Annotated in this window: 22 protein-coding genes; 1 reads left to right on the top strand and 21 read right to left on the bottom strand. The window is 39.2% G+C overall.

What is annotated here, in order from left to right; genetic code table 11:
* Positions 1-14: 14 nt before the first annotated feature.
* From AN619_RS15580 to AN619_RS06860, 5 genes are all read right to left on the bottom strand, one after another.
* Positions 15-152 (bottom strand): aspartyl-phosphate phosphatase Spo0E family protein, encoded by a 138-nt coding sequence (locus tag AN619_RS15580; RefSeq protein WP_083525020.1) that lies wholly within the window; start codon positions 150-152, stop codon positions 15-17.
* 218 nt (positions 153-370) lie between these two features.
* Entirely contained in the window at positions 371-1,102 is a 732-nt protein-coding gene (gene lgt, locus AN619_RS06875; protein ID WP_068555984.1) for a prolipoprotein diacylglyceryl transferase, read from the bottom strand.
* Positions 1,103-1,191: 89 nt separating this feature from the next.
* Positions 1,192-2,478 carry an EF-P 5-aminopentanol modification-associated protein YfmH gene (yfmH, locus tag AN619_RS06870; protein ID WP_198153256.1) on the bottom strand — a complete coding sequence of 429 codons (1,287 nt, stop codon included), beginning with the start codon at positions 2,476-2,478 and terminating at the stop codon, positions 1,192-1,194.
* 3 nt (positions 2,479-2,481) lie between these two features.
* Positions 2,482-3,762, bottom strand: coding sequence for an EF-P 5-aminopentanol modification-associated protein YfmF (gene yfmF / locus AN619_RS06865; protein ID WP_068555983.1), 1,281 nt, complete (start codon positions 3,760-3,762; stop codon positions 2,482-2,484).
* Positions 3,763-3,880: 118 nt separating this feature from the next.
* On the bottom strand, positions 3,881-5,068 hold the full coding sequence (locus tag AN619_RS06860) for a hypothetical protein (RefSeq protein WP_068555982.1): 1,188 nt from the start codon (positions 5,066-5,068) through the stop codon (positions 3,881-3,883).
* 217 nt (positions 5,069-5,285) lie between these two features.
* Between AN619_RS06860 and ychF the strand changes: the two genes are divergently transcribed.
* Complete coding sequence (ychF, locus tag AN619_RS06855) at positions 5,286-6,380, top strand: redox-regulated ATPase YchF (RefSeq protein ID WP_068555981.1); 1,095 nt, start codon at positions 5,286-5,288, stop codon at positions 6,378-6,380.
* Between the two features lie 186 nt (positions 6,381-6,566).
* On the opposite strand, the gene AN619_RS06850 is transcribed toward ychF, so the two are convergent.
* The 16 genes from AN619_RS06850 to AN619_RS06780 form a co-directional block, all read right to left on the bottom strand.
* Positions 6,567-7,925, bottom strand: coding sequence for a CapA family protein (locus tag AN619_RS06850; protein WP_068555980.1), 1,359 nt, complete (start codon positions 7,923-7,925; stop codon positions 6,567-6,569).
* Positions 7,926-8,089: 164 nt separating this feature from the next.
* Positions 8,090-8,758, bottom strand: a complete 669-nt coding sequence (deoC, locus tag AN619_RS06845; RefSeq protein WP_068555979.1) for a deoxyribose-phosphate aldolase — start codon at positions 8,756-8,758, stop codon at positions 8,090-8,092.
* Positions 8,759-8,777: 19 nt separating this feature from the next.
* Positions 8,778-9,341 carry a phosphate propanoyltransferase gene (gene pduL / locus AN619_RS06840; RefSeq protein ID WP_157064946.1) on the bottom strand — a complete coding sequence of 188 codons (564 nt, stop codon included), beginning with the start codon at positions 9,339-9,341 and terminating at the stop codon, positions 8,778-8,780.
* A gap of 145 nt (positions 9,342-9,486) precedes the next feature.
* On the bottom strand, positions 9,487-9,792 hold the full coding sequence (locus AN619_RS06835; RefSeq protein WP_068555977.1) for an MTH1187 family thiamine-binding protein: 306 nt from the start codon (positions 9,790-9,792) through the stop codon (positions 9,487-9,489).
* Positions 9,793-9,805: 13 nt separating this feature from the next.
* Complete coding sequence (locus AN619_RS06830; protein WP_068555976.1) at positions 9,806-10,378, bottom strand: flavodoxin family protein; 573 nt, start codon at positions 10,376-10,378, stop codon at positions 9,806-9,808.
* Positions 10,379-10,496: 118 nt separating this feature from the next.
* The gene (locus AN619_RS06825) at positions 10,497-10,838 is read right to left on the bottom strand and encodes a rubredoxin-like domain-containing protein (protein WP_068555975.1); all 342 of its coding nucleotides are present in this window, start codon (positions 10,836-10,838) and stop codon (positions 10,497-10,499) included.
* A 202-nt stretch (positions 10,839-11,040) separates the two neighbouring features.
* Positions 11,041-11,214 (bottom strand): hypothetical protein, encoded by a 174-nt coding sequence (locus tag AN619_RS16130; protein WP_198153255.1) that lies wholly within the window; start codon positions 11,212-11,214, stop codon positions 11,041-11,043.
* 121 nt (positions 11,215-11,335) lie between these two features.
* On the bottom strand, positions 11,336-11,875 hold the full coding sequence (gene hpt / locus AN619_RS06820; RefSeq protein ID WP_068555974.1) for a hypoxanthine phosphoribosyltransferase: 540 nt from the start codon (positions 11,873-11,875) through the stop codon (positions 11,336-11,338).
* 112 nt (positions 11,876-11,987) lie between these two features.
* Entirely contained in the window at positions 11,988-12,527 is a 540-nt protein-coding gene (locus AN619_RS06815; protein ID WP_068555973.1) for a cob(I)yrinic acid a,c-diamide adenosyltransferase, read from the bottom strand.
* A 142-nt stretch (positions 12,528-12,669) separates the two neighbouring features.
* Entirely contained in the window at positions 12,670-12,933 is a 264-nt protein-coding gene (locus AN619_RS06810; RefSeq protein ID WP_198153254.1) for a YkvA family protein, read from the bottom strand.
* A 208-nt stretch (positions 12,934-13,141) separates the two neighbouring features.
* Positions 13,142-13,870: an ABC transporter ATP-binding protein gene (locus AN619_RS06805; RefSeq protein WP_068555971.1), complete on the bottom strand. Its 729-nt coding sequence runs from the start codon at positions 13,868-13,870 to the stop codon at positions 13,142-13,144.
* Positions 13,864-14,637, bottom strand: a complete 774-nt coding sequence (locus AN619_RS06800) for an ABC transporter ATP-binding protein (RefSeq protein ID WP_068555970.1) — start codon at positions 14,635-14,637, stop codon at positions 13,864-13,866. The genes AN619_RS06805 and AN619_RS06800 overlap by 7 nt, the downstream gene beginning before the upstream one ends.
* 3 nt (positions 14,638-14,640) lie before the next feature.
* Positions 14,641-15,528, bottom strand: a complete 888-nt coding sequence (locus AN619_RS06795) for a branched-chain amino acid ABC transporter permease (RefSeq protein WP_068555969.1) — start codon at positions 15,526-15,528, stop codon at positions 14,641-14,643.
* 15 nt (positions 15,529-15,543) lie between these two features.
* Positions 15,544-16,422 carry a branched-chain amino acid ABC transporter permease gene (locus AN619_RS06790; protein WP_068555968.1) on the bottom strand — a complete coding sequence of 293 codons (879 nt, stop codon included), beginning with the start codon at positions 16,420-16,422 and terminating at the stop codon, positions 15,544-15,546.
* A 63-nt stretch (positions 16,423-16,485) separates the two neighbouring features.
* Positions 16,486-17,667 carry an ABC transporter substrate-binding protein gene (locus AN619_RS06785; protein ID WP_068555967.1) on the bottom strand — a complete coding sequence of 394 codons (1,182 nt, stop codon included), beginning with the start codon at positions 17,665-17,667 and terminating at the stop codon, positions 16,486-16,488.
* A 299-nt stretch (positions 17,668-17,966) separates the two neighbouring features.
* Positions 17,967-19,553, bottom strand: a complete 1,587-nt coding sequence (locus AN619_RS06780; protein WP_068555966.1) for a DEAD/DEAH box helicase — start codon at positions 19,551-19,553, stop codon at positions 17,967-17,969.
* Positions 19,554-19,581 lie beyond the last annotated feature (28 nt).

The following is a 19,581-nucleotide window of genomic DNA, read 5'->3' as shown; positions in this document are numbered from 1 at the left end:
GAATTTCATTCACTTTAACAAGATTCTTTATAAAATTCCGCAATCAATTCATCCAGCGCTACGCTGACGCTGTATATTTCATCATAGTTGTGCCCCTCTGCTATAAGGGAATTTAATTTTTGCCTTAACGCTTCAATATCTTGTTTTAACATGTAAACACCCCATTACTTAATAAAGGTTATGTGGTAGAAAGTGGTGTTATCATCATATTAATATAAAAGTCTATAGGTGTCAATGACGATATGTGACAATTTTGTTGCATTTCCATTACATTTCCATCATTTTTCTGCTTCTTTCGCACATACTGCTTATATTTTTCAGAAAATTTCTGCCTTTGCTTTGCCCTGTATTTTTCTTTTTCGACAAAGGCCTATTCTCTAATCTTCTTTCTTTTGACATAAAGAATACTTCCCAAACCGACAATAATCGCAAAACTCACCAGTTGTGCAGTTCTAAACGGCCCGATCATCAAACTGTCAATGCGCAATCCTTCTATGAAAAATCTGGCAATAGAATATAAAATGCCATATAAAATTAGCAGCTCCCCTTGAAATTTCTTTCTTTGATCATACCATAGCAAAAAACCGAATACTAAAAAATTCCATAAAGACTCATAGAGAAAAGTAGGATGAACCTTTACTCCATCCACCACAATCCCCCAGGGCAAATCCGTAGGCCGTCCATAGGCTTCTTGATTGATGTAATTCCCCCATCGGCCAATGGCTTGTCCTAAGATAATGCTTGGCGCAACAATATCAGCCATTTTCCAGAACTCTAACCGATGGTGTTTACAAAAAAAATATCCTGCCAGTACCCCTGCAAGCACACCTCCATGAATAGCCAACCCGCCCTCACGAATATTTATGATTTTGAATATATCCCCTTGATAATAACTCCAGTTGAAAATTACATAATATAGCCTGGCTCCAAGAATGGCACTTGGAACCGCCACAAGCACCAAATCCAGAATTTTCTCCTCATGAACATTTTCTTTCCGTGCTCTATAGATAGCCAAAAGCGTTCCTAGCACAATTCCAATGGAAATTAATATGCCATACCAGCGGATAGACAACCCGAACAATTCAAAAGCCACAGGATTCAAATCCACTCACCCCCATAAAATGATTCGGTTGCCAGCTGCACTGACAACCCCTATATCTTATTATAAGCCATCCCATTTCTAAAATCAAACTATTTCGGACTGATCATGGACAGTACACATTGTTGCGGATGAAAATGCTCTAAAAACCTTTCTTGTACGGTATCAAACTGAATTTCTTTCAATACTTCGATGTAATCAAACAAATGAATCCCTTTAAAATAAAAAGGCACAAAGGTATTGGCAATAAATTCGATGGAATTATAGTAGCTCACATGCTGTCCGATTTGTTTCTTTTTCACCCGCTCAAAGTCTTCTTTTTGCAACCCTTTCTGCTTCATTTCTTGCATATAGTCCAAAATTCTATCTAAAACCTTCCTGGGGTTTTTTGATTCACCGCCTAACATAGAATAGCCGTAATCTATTTCACCGGTGTATTCATGCTCAAAGGTATCATTAATCAATCCTTCCTCATACAGCTTCATATACAAATCTGAGCTCCTTCCGAACAGCATCTCCAACAATATTTTGGTGGCAATATCCTTTGTCAGAAGTTCACGTCCCCTCAACCCATTTTTGTTGTCTTTAAAGGCAATATTCAACAAGGGGATTGAAACCGCCAGTTTTTCTTCGATGATACTTTGCACTACGGTATTGGGCTCTTTAGGATAAACCCTTTGCACCTTTTTCCCTTTCTTTGCCTCATCACCGATAGAACGATGAATAAAGGAGAAAACCTCTTTTTCATCCAATGCCCCCACAACAAATAAAATCATATTTTCCGGCGTATAGAAGGTATTATAGCAGGTATACAAATCTTCCTTTGTGATTCTCCCTATGCTCCCTATGGTACCGGCAATGTCAATTTTTACAGGATGTTCATGATACATAGCCTTTAAAGCATTAAAAAACACCTTCCAATGGGGGTTATCTTCATACATTTTAATTTCTTGGCCGATAATCCCTTTTTCCTTTTCAACATTTTCGTCGGTAAAATAAGGAGTCCTTACAAATTCCAAAAGTAACTTTAGATTATCATAGAACCGATCTGTAGATGAAAATAAATAACAGGTGGATGTAAAATTTGTATATGCATTTACATTGGAACCCAAATGGGCAAATTTATCAAAAACGCTTCCCTCAGGCTCTTCAAAAAGTTTATGCTCTAAAAAATGGGCGATACCATCGGGAACCGATGTAATTTCACTTTCTCCCGGTTTTATAAACCGGCTGTCATTGGATCCGTAGTTTGTGGCAAAAACAGCATATTGCTTTGTATATCCTGCCTTCGGCATAAAAAAAACCTGCAAACCGTTCTCCAATTCTGTAGTATAAATCGTTTCTTTCAGACTTTTGCTTTCCATCTTGTTGATCTTCATTTCTTATCTGCCCTCCTTCTTCTCCCTAAGGAAATATATGGTATCCAATGCAATCTTTTCTCCCGCAGCAACGATGGCTTCCTTATCTATTTTCCTAATTTTATCGATGATTTCTTCCAGACTGTCCTGGTAATTGCTTATGGCTTGGGTATAATAAAAATCGGCAAGCATACCTGGTGTATCCGTCATAGAACGGATGGATGTAATAATGGCGTTCTTGGCACTTACTATATCTTCTCCGCTGAAATTTCCCTTCTTCATTTCCTCCAGCTCTCTGCCGATAAGTTCCACAGTTTTGTCATAGTTGCTAAACTCGATACCAGAGCTAATGAGCATGAGCGATTTAAATTTTTCTATCTTAGAAAAGATATAATAACACAGGCTTTCTTTTTCCCTCACATTCTTGAAGAGTTTTCCATTAGGCCCTCCCCCCAAAATATTGGAGAAGATCACCAAGGGATAATATAAATGACTTTCAAAAGGCACATGGGTCCTATATCCTAAAGTCAATTTTCCTTGGGATACATCCATTCGATCCTCGACCGTGTTGACTGTTTTCGGTGCAAATTCAATTTCTTCCCTTTCGATGATCTTTTTGACGCCGGGTTTGAATTGAAAATATTCACGAATCAAATCTTCTGCTTCTTTTTCATCCAAATCCCCCACAACACAAATATCTACTGCCGAAGTGCCTATGATTTCACGGTAATGATGATATAAGGAGTCATACGTTATTTCCTTCAAATCTTCTGCATTTCCGTATTCATGCAGGGAAAACCTCTCGTTTCTGCACATTTCCTCAATGCAGCGTTCCACGGCATAAGTCATCTTATCATTGATTCGCCCTTCAATCTTTTTTTGCAGGTTGTCCTTTTCCTGTGCAACATATTGCCGGCGAAATCCATCCCCCTCCAAAAATGGCCAGTAGATCACTTCATTGAGCATTTTCAGTCCCCTTTCCAACACATGTTTCTCTTCTAAATACTGTTCGTTGGGAAGCTGCAATGCAAACTGAAGGATATGTCTCTCCCCTTTTTTAGATACATCACTGCTAAGAGAGGCTCCATATAAATTTTCCAGTTCTTTAGCAATGGCCTTGGAAGATGTAAAACTTTTTGTTCCCCTGGGAAGAACCATGGACAGCAGAGCGTTTTTTGTAACTTCTTCCCTTACCAATGGCCTTTGCAAATAAACCCTAATCAAATTTGTCTTAAACTTATCTGTCTTTATCATATGCAGCTTTATGCCTTGATCTAATTCAATAGGCGCCAAACGTTTCAACAAATCCATCCCTCCATGCGAACATTTTCTTTTGTGGTTCTCTACAGACATTTTCCATTGTCATTACTTATTATGGATATAATTTTCCATAATATTCATTTCATATTCTATCAAAACTCTCTTATTCCTGCACGTTCAACAATCTAATTCTATTTTCCAGTTCTTCAATCAGCAGGTCCTCCACTCCCCATCCTTCAATATAGCATATTTTCACATTTTCTTCCCTCTTTATCTCCTTGATAATTCTATCCATACGGCTTTGATTTTCAATCTTATCCCAAAAAACACCAATAGCCACCATATAAATCTTTCCTACCCCATATTGCTGAAGCCCATGGACTGCATTTTTTATCGCCTTTTTGTCCTCATAAATTTCTAAGCCTATAATTTTTCTTTGGTCAAATCCTTGGTTCACAAGCATTTTCTTTATTTTTTCCATGAACAACAATTCCTGTTTTATATGGTTTGGTTCCATGATCTGCTGATTTCCATGGGCCGACTCTTTGCCCATGAGAATGATTCCTGCATGATTTATATCTGCATTTTCATTCAAGTCCCCAATTCTTTTCACTACGGATTTCGCTATTTTTTCGCTGTTCCAAAGAGGCTCTGAATATCGCAATATGGCCTTGCTCGTGAATAAATGCTTCACCAGATTGCCCTCCGCCCCTCCGATCTGTTCCACCGTTTTTGATAAACTTACCGGTACGATGATCACCTTCCCATAGTTTTCCTTGAGGATCATTTGTTCCATGACTTCATAATGATAGGGCATACAGGAAATATAGGAAATAAAGACATCATAATGGGGGGCCAAAAGATCCCTCAGCTTATCTCGGATTTGGGAGGCTTTTTCGTTGTATCGGCTTATTCCCTGTTTTTCATAGGCCCTTTTATATTGATACAATTTTATAGGAATATAGACTTTTTCAATTCCTTTCCTTTCTTTTTTCAGGCTGTTGACAAGCATCGGCAGGTTATATTTCTCAGGTTCCCCTTCAAATATTAATAACACCCCTGTATTCTCACGATTTCTAAAACCCGGCAACTGATCTTCAAAACTCCCTTCCTCAATCATTGTGAATAATCCATAGTAACCAAGAAATATTCCCACCACCATTCCCATGAATATCCTACTGCAATATAGCCAGTGGATTTTTCTCCAGCTTCTCATAAACTGCAATATTAATACACTCAAAAGAACAATAGAGAGTCTCTCAGTTTTTCCATAGAGTACCAAGTAACCCATCAAAGCCATGCCAAAAAGAATAGCCAGCAACATCTCTTTCACTGCAACAAAGCCCTTCATGCCCTACTCCCCCCTAATTCATTTTATTGTATTGCATGATAAAATATGTAAAATTCCATTCTTTCTGCCGGAAACTTATATTATTTTCATGAAGATATTCTAAATATTCTGCAGGCAAACAAGGTGAATTGGTTGAATGAAATCATCATATCAGTTATAATTTTACTTGTGTTTATTTAAACTACTATAACAAAAGCTTTGAAAGGAAGATCATTGGATGAAATTAGGTATCGTAGGGTTGCCCAACGTAGGTAAGAGTACTCTTTTTAATGCCATTACCAAAGCAGGAGCAGAATCAGCAAACTATCCCTTCTGTACAATTGAGCCAAACGTTGGTGTTGTCGCAGTTCCAGATAAAAGATTAGATGTGCTTCAGAAAATGTATGATTCTAAAAAAGTTGTTCCTACTGCCATTGAATTCTATGACATTGCCGGACTGGTAAAGGGAGCAAGCCAAGGGGAAGGCCTGGGAAATAAATTTTTATCCCATATCCGGGAAGTAGCTGCGATTGTTCACGTGGTAAGATGCTTTGAAGATTCCAATATCGTTCACGTAGAAGGCAGTGTAGATCCTTTAAGAGACATTGAAACCATCCATCTGGAGTTAATCTTTTCAGACCTGGAAATCATCGAAAGAAGAATTCAAAAAGGGCAAAAAATGGCAAAGGCCGATAAGGCCTATCAGGCGGAATTGGAATTACTAAACTTGATCAAGGCAACTTTAGAATGCGGAAAATCTGTAAGAACTTTAAATCTTACTGCTGAAGAACAAGAATTGGTGAAAAGTTTTAATTTGCTGTCCTATAAGCCCATCATCTACGTGGCCAATGTTTCCGAAGAGGATTTGTTGGAAAAGGGCGGAGAGAACAAACTGGTGCAACAGGTAAAGGAGCATGCGAAAACAGAAAATGCTGAAGTGGTAGTGATATGTGCAAAAATCGAATCGGAAATCGCTGAACTGGATGAAGAAGAAAAGCTTGAATTCCTACAAGATATCGGTTTACAAGAATCCGGTCTTGACAGACTGATTCAAGCAGGATACAGGCTTTTGGGTCTTATCAGTTTCCTGACGGCAGGTCCCCAGGAAGTAAGGGCTTGGACCATCCGAAAAGGTACAAAGGCTCCCCAAGCAGCCGGAAAAATTCACTCCGATATTGAGAGAGGCTTTATTCGTGCCGAAGTCATTGCCTATGATGAATTGGTAGCTGCCGGCAGCATCAATCATGCAAAGGATAAAGGCCTTGTACGATTAGAAGGCAAAGATTATGAAGTGCAAGATGGAGATGTCATCCTTTTCAGATTCAATGTGTAAGCAGCAAAAAATATCTATTAAAACTCGGTACTATACGCCGAGTTTTTTCATATTCGCTATTTCATAAAATCTAATCTACTCTGCTTAATCCCATTCCCTATCTGTTCGTTTTACAAACAACTGAACATTTCCACAGTTCTTACATAAGTTTGCATAAAATCCCCCGTATTTTTGCTTCCCTAAATACTACTGATATTGAAAATCCCATTTGAAAAATTTACACAAAAGTTGTAGAGGCTTATGAATGAAGAAAGAATTCAACCATCCTTTCTTTTCCCGTCGAATCGTCATCAAAGTCTGATGATAATCTAATATAATGGTCTCTTTCTCCTTTATCAGCATTGCCCTATTCTTTGAAACATCAAAATGAAGATCATAACCGAAAAACTTTGATAATCTCTCCAATTTCTCGATTCGTACATCCCTGCCGATGGATGGATCGGGCATACTGTTTGGAGGCGGCATATCCTTCTTATCAACGGAAGAATCCCTACCTTTAGGCTTTACATACTCTATTTTTCCAACAATATCGCCGTTCTTTAAAAATTTCGTATCCCACTGTTTTGATAGAGTGTTTAAAAGATGGATCACCTCTTCCGCCTCCTTGTCCTTCACAGGTACCGGCTGACAATGATGAATCCTGACCGGCACAACATAAGCCTTGATAATTCCCTCAGGATTAATTTCCAAATTGAAAATCATGGAAGTTCTACTCAGTTGACTACTGGAACTAAATACAAAATTCCCTAGGCTGTATAGGATGGGTTTATTATTGTAAAATTCAACCCCCTGCAATACATGGGGATGATGTCCCATGATGACATCGGCCCCACTGTCGATCATCATTCTTCCCAGCTTAATTTCATTTTCTTCCGGATACTGGGCCAATTCCTTTCCCCAATGTACAGATACAATTAAAAAATCTACTTTTTCCCTTGTTTTTGAAATGATGTCACATACTTCCTTTGCATAGTGATCATAAGCACTTAGAATCCCGGGTTTCTTTGCCCCTGCATACCAACTTACATCATAAATCACCCTAGAAAAAGCCAGAAAGCCAATTCTCATGCCTTTGATTTCCCATATGGCCGGTTGAAGGGCTTCCTCCATATTCCTTCCGCCTCCGGCATACTTTATACCCGATCTCTCTAAATGGTACAAGGTTTCCATGAATCCTTCCTGTCCATAGTCCAAAACATGATTGTTGGCAATCGATATACCGCCTATTCCGGCATTGACAAGTCCTTTTAAAGTAGCAGGCTTCGATTGGAAGGTATACTGTTTGTTGGCATCCGCTTGACCTCCACCCCCTACGGAAGTTTCTAAGTTTCCCAATACCAGATCGCTGTAGGAAAAAACTTCCTTCACCTTTTCCCAAGGATAATCTACACCATTTTTCTCGATATATCGCCCTACACTCCCATCCATCAAAATATCCCCCACCAGGGATATCCTTACCCTTTGATCATCCTGTCCGAAGGCGAAAGCTGTTTGATAAAACAAAATTATCATCATCCATAGAATTCCCGCGGTTCTTTTCAACATATTTCCCCAACCCCACACAAATATCTATATTTATGACTTATAGCACTTGTCTTCTTTTTATACTCCACGTTTCCCATATGTTTTTCCAAACCATTTCATATCTCCAGTATAAACCAATCACTATATCTTTGAAAAGAAAAAAGAATGGCTTTTTACCATTCTTTTCAATAGCTGCTATTTTCACTCTCCATACCACGAACCACTGCAACAGAAGCACTGATTCCCAAACGAGTGGCCCCTGCCTCAATCATCTTCATGGCCGTTTCATAATTGCGAATGCCACCGGAAGCCTTGACCCCTAAACGGTCGCCGACAATTCTTTTCATAAGCCGCACATCTTCTACAGTAGCTCCCCCCGTTGAAAAGCCGGTAGAAGTCTTGACAAAATGAGCTCCTGCTTCCATGGACAATTCACAGGCTTTGATCTTTTCTTCTTCTGTCAGCAAAGACGTTTCAAGGATTACTTTCAATAAAGTGTTTTGATTCAAGGAAGCAACTACACGCTTTATATCTTCCCTTACATAATCATCATCCTTGTCCTTCAGGGCCCCAATATGGATGACCATATCAATCTCATCAGCTCCCCTTTCCACAGCTACTTTTGTTTCATAAGCCTTCGCTTTCATATCCATGGCTCCCAGGGGAAATCCCACCACTGCCGTTACTTTGATATCCGTTCCTTTCAGCTGTTCCTTTGCCAACGGCACGTAGCATGAATTAATACAGACAGAATAAAAACCATATTGTTTGGCTTCCTGGCAGACCCGGATCACATCGATTTTTTGCGTCTCAGGCTTCAAAATGGTATGGTCGATGTATTTGGCAATATTCATTGAAATAACCTCCAATGTATTATAATATTTCAACAATATCCCCATTTTTTAATCCAGCAGCATTTCCCTCATCAATATCTACATGCATCTCCAGGGCATAGGTAGGATGTACTCTTACTAAAACATTATCAAAGATTAATCCTCTTTTCCCATCAACCTTTACACAAACGGTTTGTTTGTCCACAAGTCCCATTCTTTCCGCATCGGAAGTATGCATATGGATATGTCTAGCTGCGGCAATGATTCCCTTATCAATAGTTACTTCACCCTTAGGCCCCTTGATCACAGCCCCCGGACTTCCTTCCAAATCACCTGAATCCCTTACCGGAGGATTTACTCCTAATACAAAACCGTCTGTGAAAGATATTTCTACTTGTGTTTCTTTTCTGGCAGGCCCTAAAACTCTTACTCCTTTTAGCGTTCCCTTCGGCCCAATGATATCTACCTTTTCATTGGCCGCATATTGGCCTGGCTGGGACAAATCCTTCATCTTTGTCAATTCATAGCCCTCGCCGAATAAAATATCGATGTGCTCCTTGCTTAAATGGATATGTCTGTTGGATAAACCTACAGGCACTTTCATGTTGGACATGTAAAATCCCTCCTAAATTTATTTATATAAAAATAAAATGTGATGTATACAGAATACTCATATATTATATCTCTATGTCTTTCAAAAATCAAATGAATCAACGAAGGAATAGCAAGGAAGATTTTTGTCCCCCTTGCTATTTTGCCAGTTTTTCTTGTACTGCATTCACTTTCCCATCCATGGTAGCAACCTTGTCCCTCCGGTCATCGATTTTGATGGTGGTAGATACCCTTAAGGCACCATTTTCAAAGGGCACTTCATGCATTTTTCGTATCACCTGCAGGATGATATCCAAATCTCCTTCAATAATTGTTCCCATGGGTGTCAGTTGATATCGGACCCTGCTTTCTTCCTGAAGTACCTTATGACATGCAGCCACATAGGAACTAATGCTGGGGTTGCCAGTTCCCAGAGGTACAATGGTTGTTTCTACAATCACCATGCGATCACCTCCCCTAAAAATCTGCCAATGCCTGGCCGATGGCATAAGCCTTTTCAAGAACATCGGAACGTTCTCCCGTAAACACCTTATCGGTATTGTCTACCAGCAGATTATATGTATAATCGGTATTGATAGCTTTAAAAAATAACTCCATTACAACAGTAGCACCAATAAAACCATGCTCTGACTGCTTTCCTCCGGCAGTACAAATAAAAGCACCTTTTCTTTTTTTGTTTCTATCGATGGAGGGTTGACGGAATATATATTTGCTGGACCAGAGTGCCTGGCACCGGTCAATCATCATCTTCGCAATTCCCGTAATAGAGTTGAAATATAAAGGTGATCCTAAAACAATAATATCCGATTGGTCAAATTTTCTATAGATTTCTCCCATGTCATCTTTCATAAAGCAATGCCCTGTCTTGCCACAGGCATTGCAGGCAATGCAGGGGCGGATCGTCAGCTGGCCCAACAAAATTTTTTCAATTTCCATCTGCTTAGAAGATAAACCCTTGATTACTTGATCAAGCAAAATGTCTGTATTCTTTTTACTCCTGGGACTCCCCAGTATGACCAAAGCCTTCATCGATATAGCGCCTCCTCTGGTGCTTAAAATAATAAAATTATTTCTGCTCCCCTTTCATCTTACTATAAAGATTTCTATTTTCCAAGGCCTTTCAAGAAAAAAAGAGCACCCAGTGCTCTTATTCAACTCCCCATTTGCCCTTTTTCATGTGGATCTCAAGTTCCGCCACAATCATCTTTCTCAATAAAAGGGCTTGCTCCTTGGCCTTATGGAATATAGCAACACATCCGGGATCCAAATCATCTTCAATTCCTGCATCGGAAATATCTTCAACTTCTTGAAGAATATTATAAAGTTCCATGTGCAAACCATTTGTAAATTCAGAACGTACAACCTTTGTGGTCTCCTCTTCATTAAGTTCCACAAATTTCTCCCTCGGTGCTCCACATTTCGGACATCTTTCAGGCGCCTCATTTCCCGTATGGATATAATTGCATACTTGACACTTGAATAATTTCATGCTATCATCCTCCCTCTGAAGTTTCAATTATTACATGTATATAATTATCCATTCGCAATATGCCTTAAACATTTTTGACAAAAATACAATGATTTTTTCCAGTAAAAAAAAGAAGCTCCTTGCAAATACCGGTTACCATTTGAGCAAGGAGGTTCTTTTCCATGGTTCATCATGAACATAAGATGATTTATGGTTAGCCCCTCTATCCCATGGCCCTTTCCAGTTTATCCAGATGCTGCAGTGGAAACATCCTTAACAGCTCCTTAAATTGTTCTACAGTCAAGCCTTGGGTAGTTGTATAAATTTCTATTTTTTCATCAACGCTGGCTTTTCTAAATCTTTCTTTAATTTCTTCAAAATTCACAGCAGGCTGCATCATATCACTCCTTTATCTATATAGGGAATCCACAATATTAGTATAGGAGTTCCTATGATTTTTTATTCTTGCCGATACCATCTTTCCTTGCCCTCTTATCAAATCGTACAAATACAATCCTTTACTTTTCATATACTTCTCTCTTTAAGGCAGCAATATAAGGCAGATTCCTATATTGTTCCGCATAATCAATTCCATATCCCACAATAAATTCATCAGGAATGTCAAATCCTTTATAGTCTATTGGAATATCTATCTTTCTCCTGTCAGGCTTATCAAGCAAAGCACATATTTTCAAACTTTTCGGCTTTCTGGATAGTAAATTTTCACACAAGTAATGCAAGGTAAGACCTGTATCAATAATATCTTCGACAACCAACACATCTTTATCTTCAATGCTATGATCCAAATCTTTTAATATTTTTACTACCCCGGAACTTTCCGTAGACAATCCGTAACTGGTTACAGCCATAAAATCTATGGTCAGGGGGATATTGATTTTCCGCATCAAATCACTCATAAATACATTGGCACCTTTTAATACGCCTACCAAAACCAAATCTTTCCCCCGATAGTCATCCGCAATTTTATTGCCTAATTCCCCAATTTTTTTCTCTATTTCTTCCCTAGAAAATAAAATTTCTTTGATGTCTTTTTCCATCCTTTTTCACCTCTTTCACATTGCTATCATCATTATAACACAATTTTTCTAGAAAATGTACATTCTATTAATATTTTGTATAAATGTTCGTGTTTTTTATTCGTTCACTCATCTATTTTGATGGCTTTTGAAATTCCACATATTTTAATTCTGTTTCCAAATATCTTGCCAACGTATAGAGCACATCGGACAAGCGGTTTACATATTTGATCAAAATTTCACTCACTTCTTCTTCCCGTCGCAATGCCAAAATCTTTCTTTCTGCCCTTCTGCATACGGTTCTGGCCACATGGAGGGACGCACTGGCTTTATTGCTTCCGGGTATAATAAACTTGCCAACTTTATCAATCTTTTCAAGATAGTCATCAATGATTTTTTCCAAATTCGTTACATGACCTTCATGGATGCGCTCAGGAAATTTTTTCCTATCCCTTGTAGCCAGTTCTCCCGCCACATTAAAAAGATCTCTTTGCAAATCATACAAAATTTTTACAATGCCATCATCTTCTACAAAATTTCTTGCAAAACCCAAATTTGAATTCAATTCATCTATTGTTCCGTAACTTTCTACCCGAAGACTGTCTTTTTCGATTCTGCTATTATCGTACAAACTTGTTTGTCCTTTGTCTCCTGTTTTAGTATAGATTTTCATGAAGCCAAAACCTCCTTCTGGTAACTGATTTCATCTATATAATACCCAAAACATCCTTCTACACCCATGTCCCCCCATAAAAATGCTTTGTTCCTATGGCAAGTTCATCTCTCCATAAAAATAGAGCATCCTACGCGATGCTCTATTCATCGTCTATCTTATATTCCACATGATCTATCACTTTATCTCGATCAAATTTCCCTTTCGCACCTTCCGGCGCATATTTTTCCAACTCATCGAATATTTTCGATACCATATAGGCAATCAATACCGCATCGTCCACAAATCCCAATCCCAACACAGGATCAGGCAGAATATCAAAGGGACTGATGACATAGACAATTCCTAAAATAACCATGAGCTTTTTCCATAAGGAAGCCTGAGGATCCTTTAAAAATTTAGGCAAAAGACCAATCCTTTTTAGGAGACCCATGGAAGCTTTCAAAACCGTCTTTTTCTCTCCATATTTTCTATTGATGGTTTTCGCCTCCCTTCTACCTTTATTCTAAATTAGGATATGCTGTTTTTCAACGAAATATTTGGAAAGATTTTATGATTTCACTGTCTCGAAATAAACCTGCGAGAACCACCATGGGCATAAAAAACACCAGCCTCTAAGCCAGTGTTTCTTCACTTTTTTGCTTTTTTCCCAAATAAGCTTCCTGTATAGATTTATCCTTTATCAATTCTTTTCCGCTGCCCTCTTTTACAATTTTGCCCTGTTCCAGTACATAGGCTTTGTCTGCTATAGAAAGGGCTTTATATGCATTCTGTTCTACCAGCAGAATGGTTTTTCGCATTTGTTGGATACTTTCAATAATGTCAAAAATTGTCTTTACCAGCAACGGGGCTAAGCCAAGGGACGGTTCATCCAACAGAATCAAGTCGGGATTGCTCATCAATCCTCTTCCAATGGCCAGCATTTGCTGTTCCCCTCCGCTCAATGTTCCTGCCATCTGATGGATCCGTTCCTTCATCCTTGGGAAAAGCGCAAATACTTTTTCCAGATCCTTTTCTATACCTATTTTATCCTTTCGCAAATAAGCTCCCATCATAAGATTATCTTTCACAGTCAAATTCGCAAATATCAGCCTGCCTTCAGGTACTTGAGAAATTCCCAGTTCCACGATTTTATGGGGAGCTGGCGGCAGCTCCTTTCCTTTGAACAAAATACGCCCTTCCTTTGGCTTTACCATTCCCGAGATTGCATTTAAAAGGGTAGATTTCCCTGCCCCGTTGGCACCTATAATGGATACTATCTGTCCTTCTTCCACATCAATCGAAACACCTTTTAAGGCGTGAATCCCTCCATAGTATACATTAAGATCTCTGATGCTTAACAATGCATTTCCTCCTCCCCAAGATAGGCTTCAATAACTTTCTTATTTTCTTGAATTTCTTGGGCAGTACCCTCTGCAAGTTTTTGTCCAAAGTTTAATACCATAATTTTATCGCAGACACCCATAATCAAATCCATATGATGCTCAATGACTATCATCGTCACTTTGAACTGCTTTCTGATTTCATGAATCAACGTCATTAGTTTTAAGGTTTCATCAGGGTTCATTCCTGCCGCGGGCTCATCCAAAAGAAGCAGCTTGGGATTGGAAGCCAAAGCTCTGGCGATCTCCAATCGTCTTTGCCAGCCGTAAGGCAAATTGGCCGCAATGATATCTTTTCTATCTTCAAGTCCCATAATCTCCATTAATGTCTGGGTCTTTTCGTGCATGATTCTTTCCTGTTTTTTATACTTCCCATTTCGGAGGATTGCATCAAAGATGCCATAGTTACCGTTTTCATGGCAGGCAGTAAGAATATTCTCATAGATGGTTAGTTTTTTAAACAATCTTATATTTTGGAAGGTTCTCGTTATACCCAATTGGGCAATCTGATAAGGTTGAAGACCATTGATTCTTTTTCCTTCAAAAAGAATCTCTCCCTCTGTTACATGATAAATACCTGTAATTAAATTGAAAATTGTTGTTTTTCCTGCGCCATTGGGACCAATCAATCCAAAAATGCTGTCTTTTGCAACCTGAAAATCCACATTTCCTACGGCCGTTAAACCACCGAATTGCTTTGTCACATTGTTAAACTCCAGAATATTCATCTCTTATCTCCCTCCTAATCCCCGCTGTTTCTTTCTGTAAAACATGGAAGAGATAATTTTTTTAACGGCATGGAAAGAAAATTCATGTCCTCCCATTAACCCTTGGGGTCTGGATATCATAATAAAAATTACAGCAATTCCATAAACAACCAGCCTCCATTGGGCAAATGTCCTCAGCATTTCAGGCAGAGAAGTTAGTACCAGCGCTCCCAGTACGCTTCCCGATATACTGCCTAAGCCCCCGAAGATGACAATAATGGTTAGTTCCGTTGACTTAACAATTTGAAACATTTTTGGCTGCAAAAATCCTAAATAGTGTCCCAGCATTCCGCCGGCAACCCCGGCATATATGGCACTGATCATCAATGAAATCATTTTATATCGAAATACATTGATGCCGATAATCTGGGAAGCCATTTCTTCTTCTCGAATAGCAATCATATTTCTCCCATGCTTTGATCGAATCAAATTCACAAGAATAATAATACCAATGATATCAATAATCACAACATTGAGCAAAGTAGTTTTCAGTGGAATTCCAGGCCAACCCCTGGCACCGCCAAGATATTGAACATTGTCTAAAATCAATCGTATCGCCTCTCCCAATCCCAAGGTGGCGATACAAAAGTAATCACCTTTTAAATTTAACGTAAGTTTTCCAATCAGTAAACTTACCAGGGCAGCAATAAGTCCTCCGATCATTAAAGATGGAATAAAAGGCAAATGCAACTTCACCGACATAATTGCCGTTGTATAAGCCCCAATGGCCATAAAACCCGCATGTCCAAAGGAAAATAGACCTGTAAACCCTGTTAATAATGACAATCCAAGTACGGCCAATAGATTGATGCCAGCTAGAATCAAAATCCCTTGAATATAAAACCAATCCATGGACGCGTCACCTCCTTATGCCTTGTCCTCGGTAAATTTGCCCATCAAGCCCATAGGACGAACAATAAGAACCACAATGAGCAACGCAAAGGCAATCAAATCTCTAAATTGGGAAGATAAATATCCTGAAGTTAGTGTTTCAATAATTCCAAGCAATACCGAGCCGATCACTGCACCGGGCAAACTTCCTAATCCACCAAAAACCGCAGCAATAAAAGATTTTATCGTGATAAAACCGATCTGAGGATATACCGTATACTTCATTCCAAACAACATACCGGCAATTCCTCCCAGCAATCCTCCCAGTCCAAAAACAATCATGATGACGTGATCCGTGTTTACACCCATCAAAGCACTGGCGCGGACACTGTAAGCAGTACCACGAATCGCCATTCCTATTTTTGTCTTCTCAATAACAAATATAAGAATAGCTAAGCTGATAGCAGATATAACAAACATAATCAAATCAAGCCTACCGACGGATAAACTTCCGACTGTAATGGGTTGTGTCGAAAAAACTTTCGGGTAGGTCTTAAAAGTAGGACCTATGGTAGCAATAACAATATTTTCAAGAAAAATCGATGCCCCCATGGCAGAGATAATAAAATACAAAAATGGTGCTTTTCTCTTTCTCAATGGTGAGTATGCTACTCTTTCTATGATCAGCGCCAACAGGCCGGCACCCGCACCGGCTAATGCAAAAGCCACATAAAAAGGCATTTTATATGCTGCAAGCAAGAAAAAACCAATATATGCTCCTATCATGATAACACCGCCGTGGGCAAAATTACTAAAATTCATAATACTGTAAACTAGGGAATATCCCACGGCCATTAATGCATATACACTTCCAATGGAAAGTCCGTTTATAATCTGCTGCATAAAACCAGCCATCTATTTACCTCCCCTTGTTTGTCAATGAATAATAGAGAGGGGTATACCCCCTCTGCTACAGCATTATTTTGCTGAATATTTTTGTTGGAATACATACTCCCCGTTTACCATCTTAATAATCGCGGCATCTTTTCCTTCCGGATTATGAGTTTCCTTGCTAATATTGATTTGACCAGTAATTCCCTTCACACTTGCAGTTTCCAAAGCGTCCCTTATGGCTACAGGATCAAGGCTGTTAGCCTTGTTCACAGCAGCCTCCAATAATTTTACGGCATCATAAGCCAAGTAGCCGTTTAACTCCACCGACTTATTGTATTTCGCTTTATATGCAGCTTTAAAATCTTGTACTTCTGGATCATTAAAATCCAAGTGATTTACAATATAACTTCCCTCGATGGCGTCTTTTGCCATTTCAATCAGAACATCAGAGGGCCATCCGTCTCCGCCCATGAAAACAGCATTGATGCCCAATTCCCTTGCCTGGTTTGCACTTAAGGCAACCTCTTTGAAGAAGTAAGGCATAAATATTACTTCAGGATTGGATTCCTTAATCTTGCTCAACTGTGGTCTGAAATCGACATCGCCAGATTTGAAAGCTTCCTTCGCAACAATCTGACCACCTTTTTCAATAAAATATTTTTCAAAGAATTCTGTTAAACCTTGAGAATAATCATCGGCCACGTCATACAAAATCGCAGCTTTTTTGAATCCTAAAACATCCGCTGCATATCCTGCCGCTACAGCACCTTGATATGGGTCGATAAAGCAAACTCTAAAGTTAAAAGGCTTCACTTTTCCATCAACGACTGTAACTTTCGGATTCGTTGCTACCGTTGCGATATCAGGAACTTTCATTTCTTCCAATACAGATGAGATAGCTATTGCCTGCCCACTGGCATTCGGCCCTATAATTGCAATCACTTTATCCTGTGATGTCAATCTTTTTACGGCATTGACTGCTTCGGTGGCATCCCCGCGGGTATCATAGCCGATCACTTCTACTTTTTTCCCTAAAAGCCCGCCTTTTGCATTTATTTCCTCAAACATCATTTTCACGGTATTGAGTTCACATTGTCCCCAAACTGCTTGATCCCCGGTAAGTGAACCAATCCAGCCTACCTTCACAACCTCCGGTTCCCCAGCTTTCTGTCCCGTATCCGGCGTCCCTTTGGGTGTACAACCTGCAGCAATCAAAGATACAATCATTACAACAGAAAACATGAAATACATAATTCTTTTCTTCATTCTGTTCCCTCCTTTAAAAATTTATCCCATCCACATCCAGAAGCAAGAAAATTCTCTCCTCCCCTCTCTTTCAAAATAGATTTCGTGATTTCTATAATATTAATTTTTTGTAACATTTTATTATCTAATATTATAAATGTTTTTGGACAAATATGATATGCTATGAAAGGATTGTTACATAAAAATTTATTTTTATATTGCCCTAGGTTTCCAAATGCATATCATACTTCCCATAGGAAAATCTATTCCTCCCCCATCATAAAAATTCCATAAAAAAAAGCAGAGATTTTTCTCTCTGCTTATCTACCGTTTGCCGGTTCCGCGTTTACTTTTTTCCCTTTGATGCGAATCTTATTCATTTTCTTGATAACTCTCGCGGCTTCTTCTTTTGGAATTTCTACAAAAGTATATTTATCAAACATATCAATGGCGCCCACAGAACTGCCAGGCAAACCTATTTCATTTGTAATAGCGCCCAGTATATCTCCTATTCTTACCCTGTCCCGTTTGCCGATATTCATAAAAACTCTGACCATTCCTGCTTCGCTAGCCCCTGTATCCTCAAAAGGATCAACAGCATCCTCTGCTAAATTGATTTTTTCCCTTTCCATTAGCAGTTTTGCCAAGGCAGCGGCAATATCAATGGAGCTGTATTCTTCCGTCAAACGCTCCACCATGCTGATATAATGGGTCAAATGCCCCTCTTGTATCGTTTTGATAATTCTATCAGCAAAAATTTCTCTTTGTCTTTCTGCAATATCATTTAAAGTAGGTACTTTTTTTCGTTTAATCTTTGCTTTAATAAACCGTTCAATGCTCTTTAGCAAGTTAATTTGTCTTCCGGTAACGAAGGTATAGGAAACGCCTGCCTTCCCAGCTCGCCCGGTTCTTCCAATACGATGCACATAGTATTCAATATCTTCCGGTATATCATAATTGATCACCAGAGATACATTATCCACATCAATTCCCCTAGCAGCCACATCGGTGGCAACCAGCAGTTCAATCGTACCTTCCCGAAACTTCTTCATGACGCGATCTCTTTGACTTTGTTTCAAATCGCCATGGATGCCCTCTGCAAAATATCCTCTGCTTTGCAGGCTCTCGACTAGTTCATCGACTCCTTTTTTGGTCCTGCAGAAAATCACCGATAACCCTGGCTTTTCCATATCCAGAATCCTGCATAATACCTCTAATTTGTCCTTTTCCCTTACCTCGTAATAGTATTGTTCAATGAGAGGCACGGTAAGTTCTTCATGAACCACTTTGATCTTTTTAGGTTTTTTCTGATAGTTCTTCGCCAGTTCTTCGATTTCTTTAGGCATGGTAGCAGAAAACAATACAGTCTGTCGATCTTCCGGCACTTCTTTTAATATGCTTTCCATGTCTTCCAGAAATCCCATATCCAGCATTTGATCAGCTTCATCCAATACGACGATGCGAATATCCTGTAATTTTATGGTTCTTCTACGGATATGGTCAAGGATTCTTCCTGGTGTTCCTACAACAATCTGTACCCCTGCCTTCAAAGCTTTAATTTGCCGCTCTATCGGTTGTCCGCCATAAATGGCCAATGTTTTGATGCCATGCATATATTTGGAAAACTTGCGGATTTCATCAGCCACTTGCATCGCCAACTCCCTCGTGGGTGTCATGATCAGCGCCTGAGGATTTCTTACATCAGGAGCTATACTTTGCAAAATGGGCATCCCAAAGGCAGCCGTTTTACCAGTACCTGTCTGTGCTTGCCCCACAAGATCCTTCCCCTTCAACATATCAGGAATTGCAGCTTTTTGAATGGGTGTAGGCTCTTCAAATCCCAAATCATCTATCGCCTTCAATATTTCGTTTTTTAGACCTAATTGGTCAAATGTAAAAATTTCCATTTTTTCTCATCTCTCCTAATTCATCATT

The organism is Thermotalea metallivorans, assembly GCF_001562415.1.
In the GTDB taxonomy this organism is placed as follows: domain Bacteria; phylum Bacillota; class Clostridia; order Peptostreptococcales; family Thermotaleaceae; genus Thermotalea; species Thermotalea metallivorans.
The sequence above is the reverse complement of the archived record's forward strand: the minus strand, read 5'-3'. Positions and strand labels throughout refer to the sequence as shown.

What these genes read in the sequence shown, in the direction of transcription:
- AN619_RS15580 (WP_083525020.1), bottom strand. Translation starts at nt 152, where the DNA reads ATGTTAAAACAAGATATTGAAGCGTTAAGGCAAAAATTAAATTCCCTT.
- yfmH (WP_198153256.1), bottom strand. Translation starts at nt 2,478, where the DNA reads ATGAAGATCAACAAGATGGAAAGCAAAAGTCTGAAAGAAACGATTTAT.
- AN619_RS06860 (WP_068555982.1), bottom strand. Translation starts at nt 5,068, where the DNA reads ATGAAGGGCTTTGTTGCAGTGAAAGAGATGTTGCTGGCTATTCTTTTT.
- ychF (WP_068555981.1), top strand. Translation starts at nt 5,286, where the DNA reads ATGAAATTAGGTATCGTAGGGTTGCCCAACGTAGGTAAGAGTACTCTT.
- AN619_RS06850 (WP_068555980.1), bottom strand. Translation starts at nt 7,925, where the DNA reads ATGTTGAAAAGAACCGCGGGAATTCTATGGATGATGATAATTTTGTTT.
- deoC (WP_068555979.1), bottom strand. Translation starts at nt 8,758, where the DNA reads ATGAATATTGCCAAATACATCGACCATACCATTTTGAAGCCTGAGACG.
- pduL (WP_157064946.1), bottom strand. Translation starts at nt 9,341, where the DNA reads ATGAAAGTGCCTGTAGGTTTATCCAACAGACATATCCATTTAAGCAAG.
- AN619_RS06835 (WP_068555977.1), bottom strand. Translation starts at nt 9,792, where the DNA reads ATGGTGATTGTAGAAACAACCATTGTACCTCTGGGAACTGGCAACCCC.
- AN619_RS06830 (WP_068555976.1), bottom strand. Translation starts at nt 10,378, where the DNA reads ATGAAGGCTTTGGTCATACTGGGGAGTCCCAGGAGTAAAAAGAATACA.
- AN619_RS06825 (WP_068555975.1), bottom strand. Translation starts at nt 10,838, where the DNA reads ATGAAATTATTCAAGTGTCAAGTATGCAATTATATCCATACGGGAAAT.
- AN619_RS16130 (WP_198153255.1), bottom strand. Translation starts at nt 11,214, where the DNA reads ATGCAGCCTGCTGTGAATTTTGAAGAAATTAAAGAAAGATTTAGAAAA.
- hpt (WP_068555974.1), bottom strand. Translation starts at nt 11,875, where the DNA reads ATGGAAAAAGACATCAAAGAAATTTTATTTTCTAGGGAAGAAATAGAG.
- AN619_RS06815 (WP_068555973.1), bottom strand. Translation starts at nt 12,527, where the DNA reads ATGAAAATCTATACTAAAACAGGAGACAAAGGACAAACAAGTTTGTAC.
- AN619_RS06800 (WP_068555970.1), bottom strand. Translation starts at nt 14,637, where the DNA reads ATGAATATTCTGGAGTTTAACAATGTGACAAAGCAATTCGGTGGTTTA.
- AN619_RS06795 (WP_068555969.1), bottom strand. Translation starts at nt 15,528, where the DNA reads ATGGATTGGTTTTATATTCAAGGGATTTTGATTCTAGCTGGCATCAAT.
- AN619_RS06790 (WP_068555968.1), bottom strand. Translation starts at nt 16,422, where the DNA reads ATGGCTGGTTTTATGCAGCAGATTATAAACGGACTTTCCATTGGAAGT.
- AN619_RS06785 (WP_068555967.1), bottom strand. Translation starts at nt 17,667, where the DNA reads ATGAAGAAAAGAATTATGTATTTCATGTTTTCTGTTGTAATGATTGTA.
- AN619_RS06780 (WP_068555966.1), bottom strand. Translation starts at nt 19,553, where the DNA reads ATGGAAATTTTTACATTTGACCAATTAGGTCTAAAAAACGAAATATTG.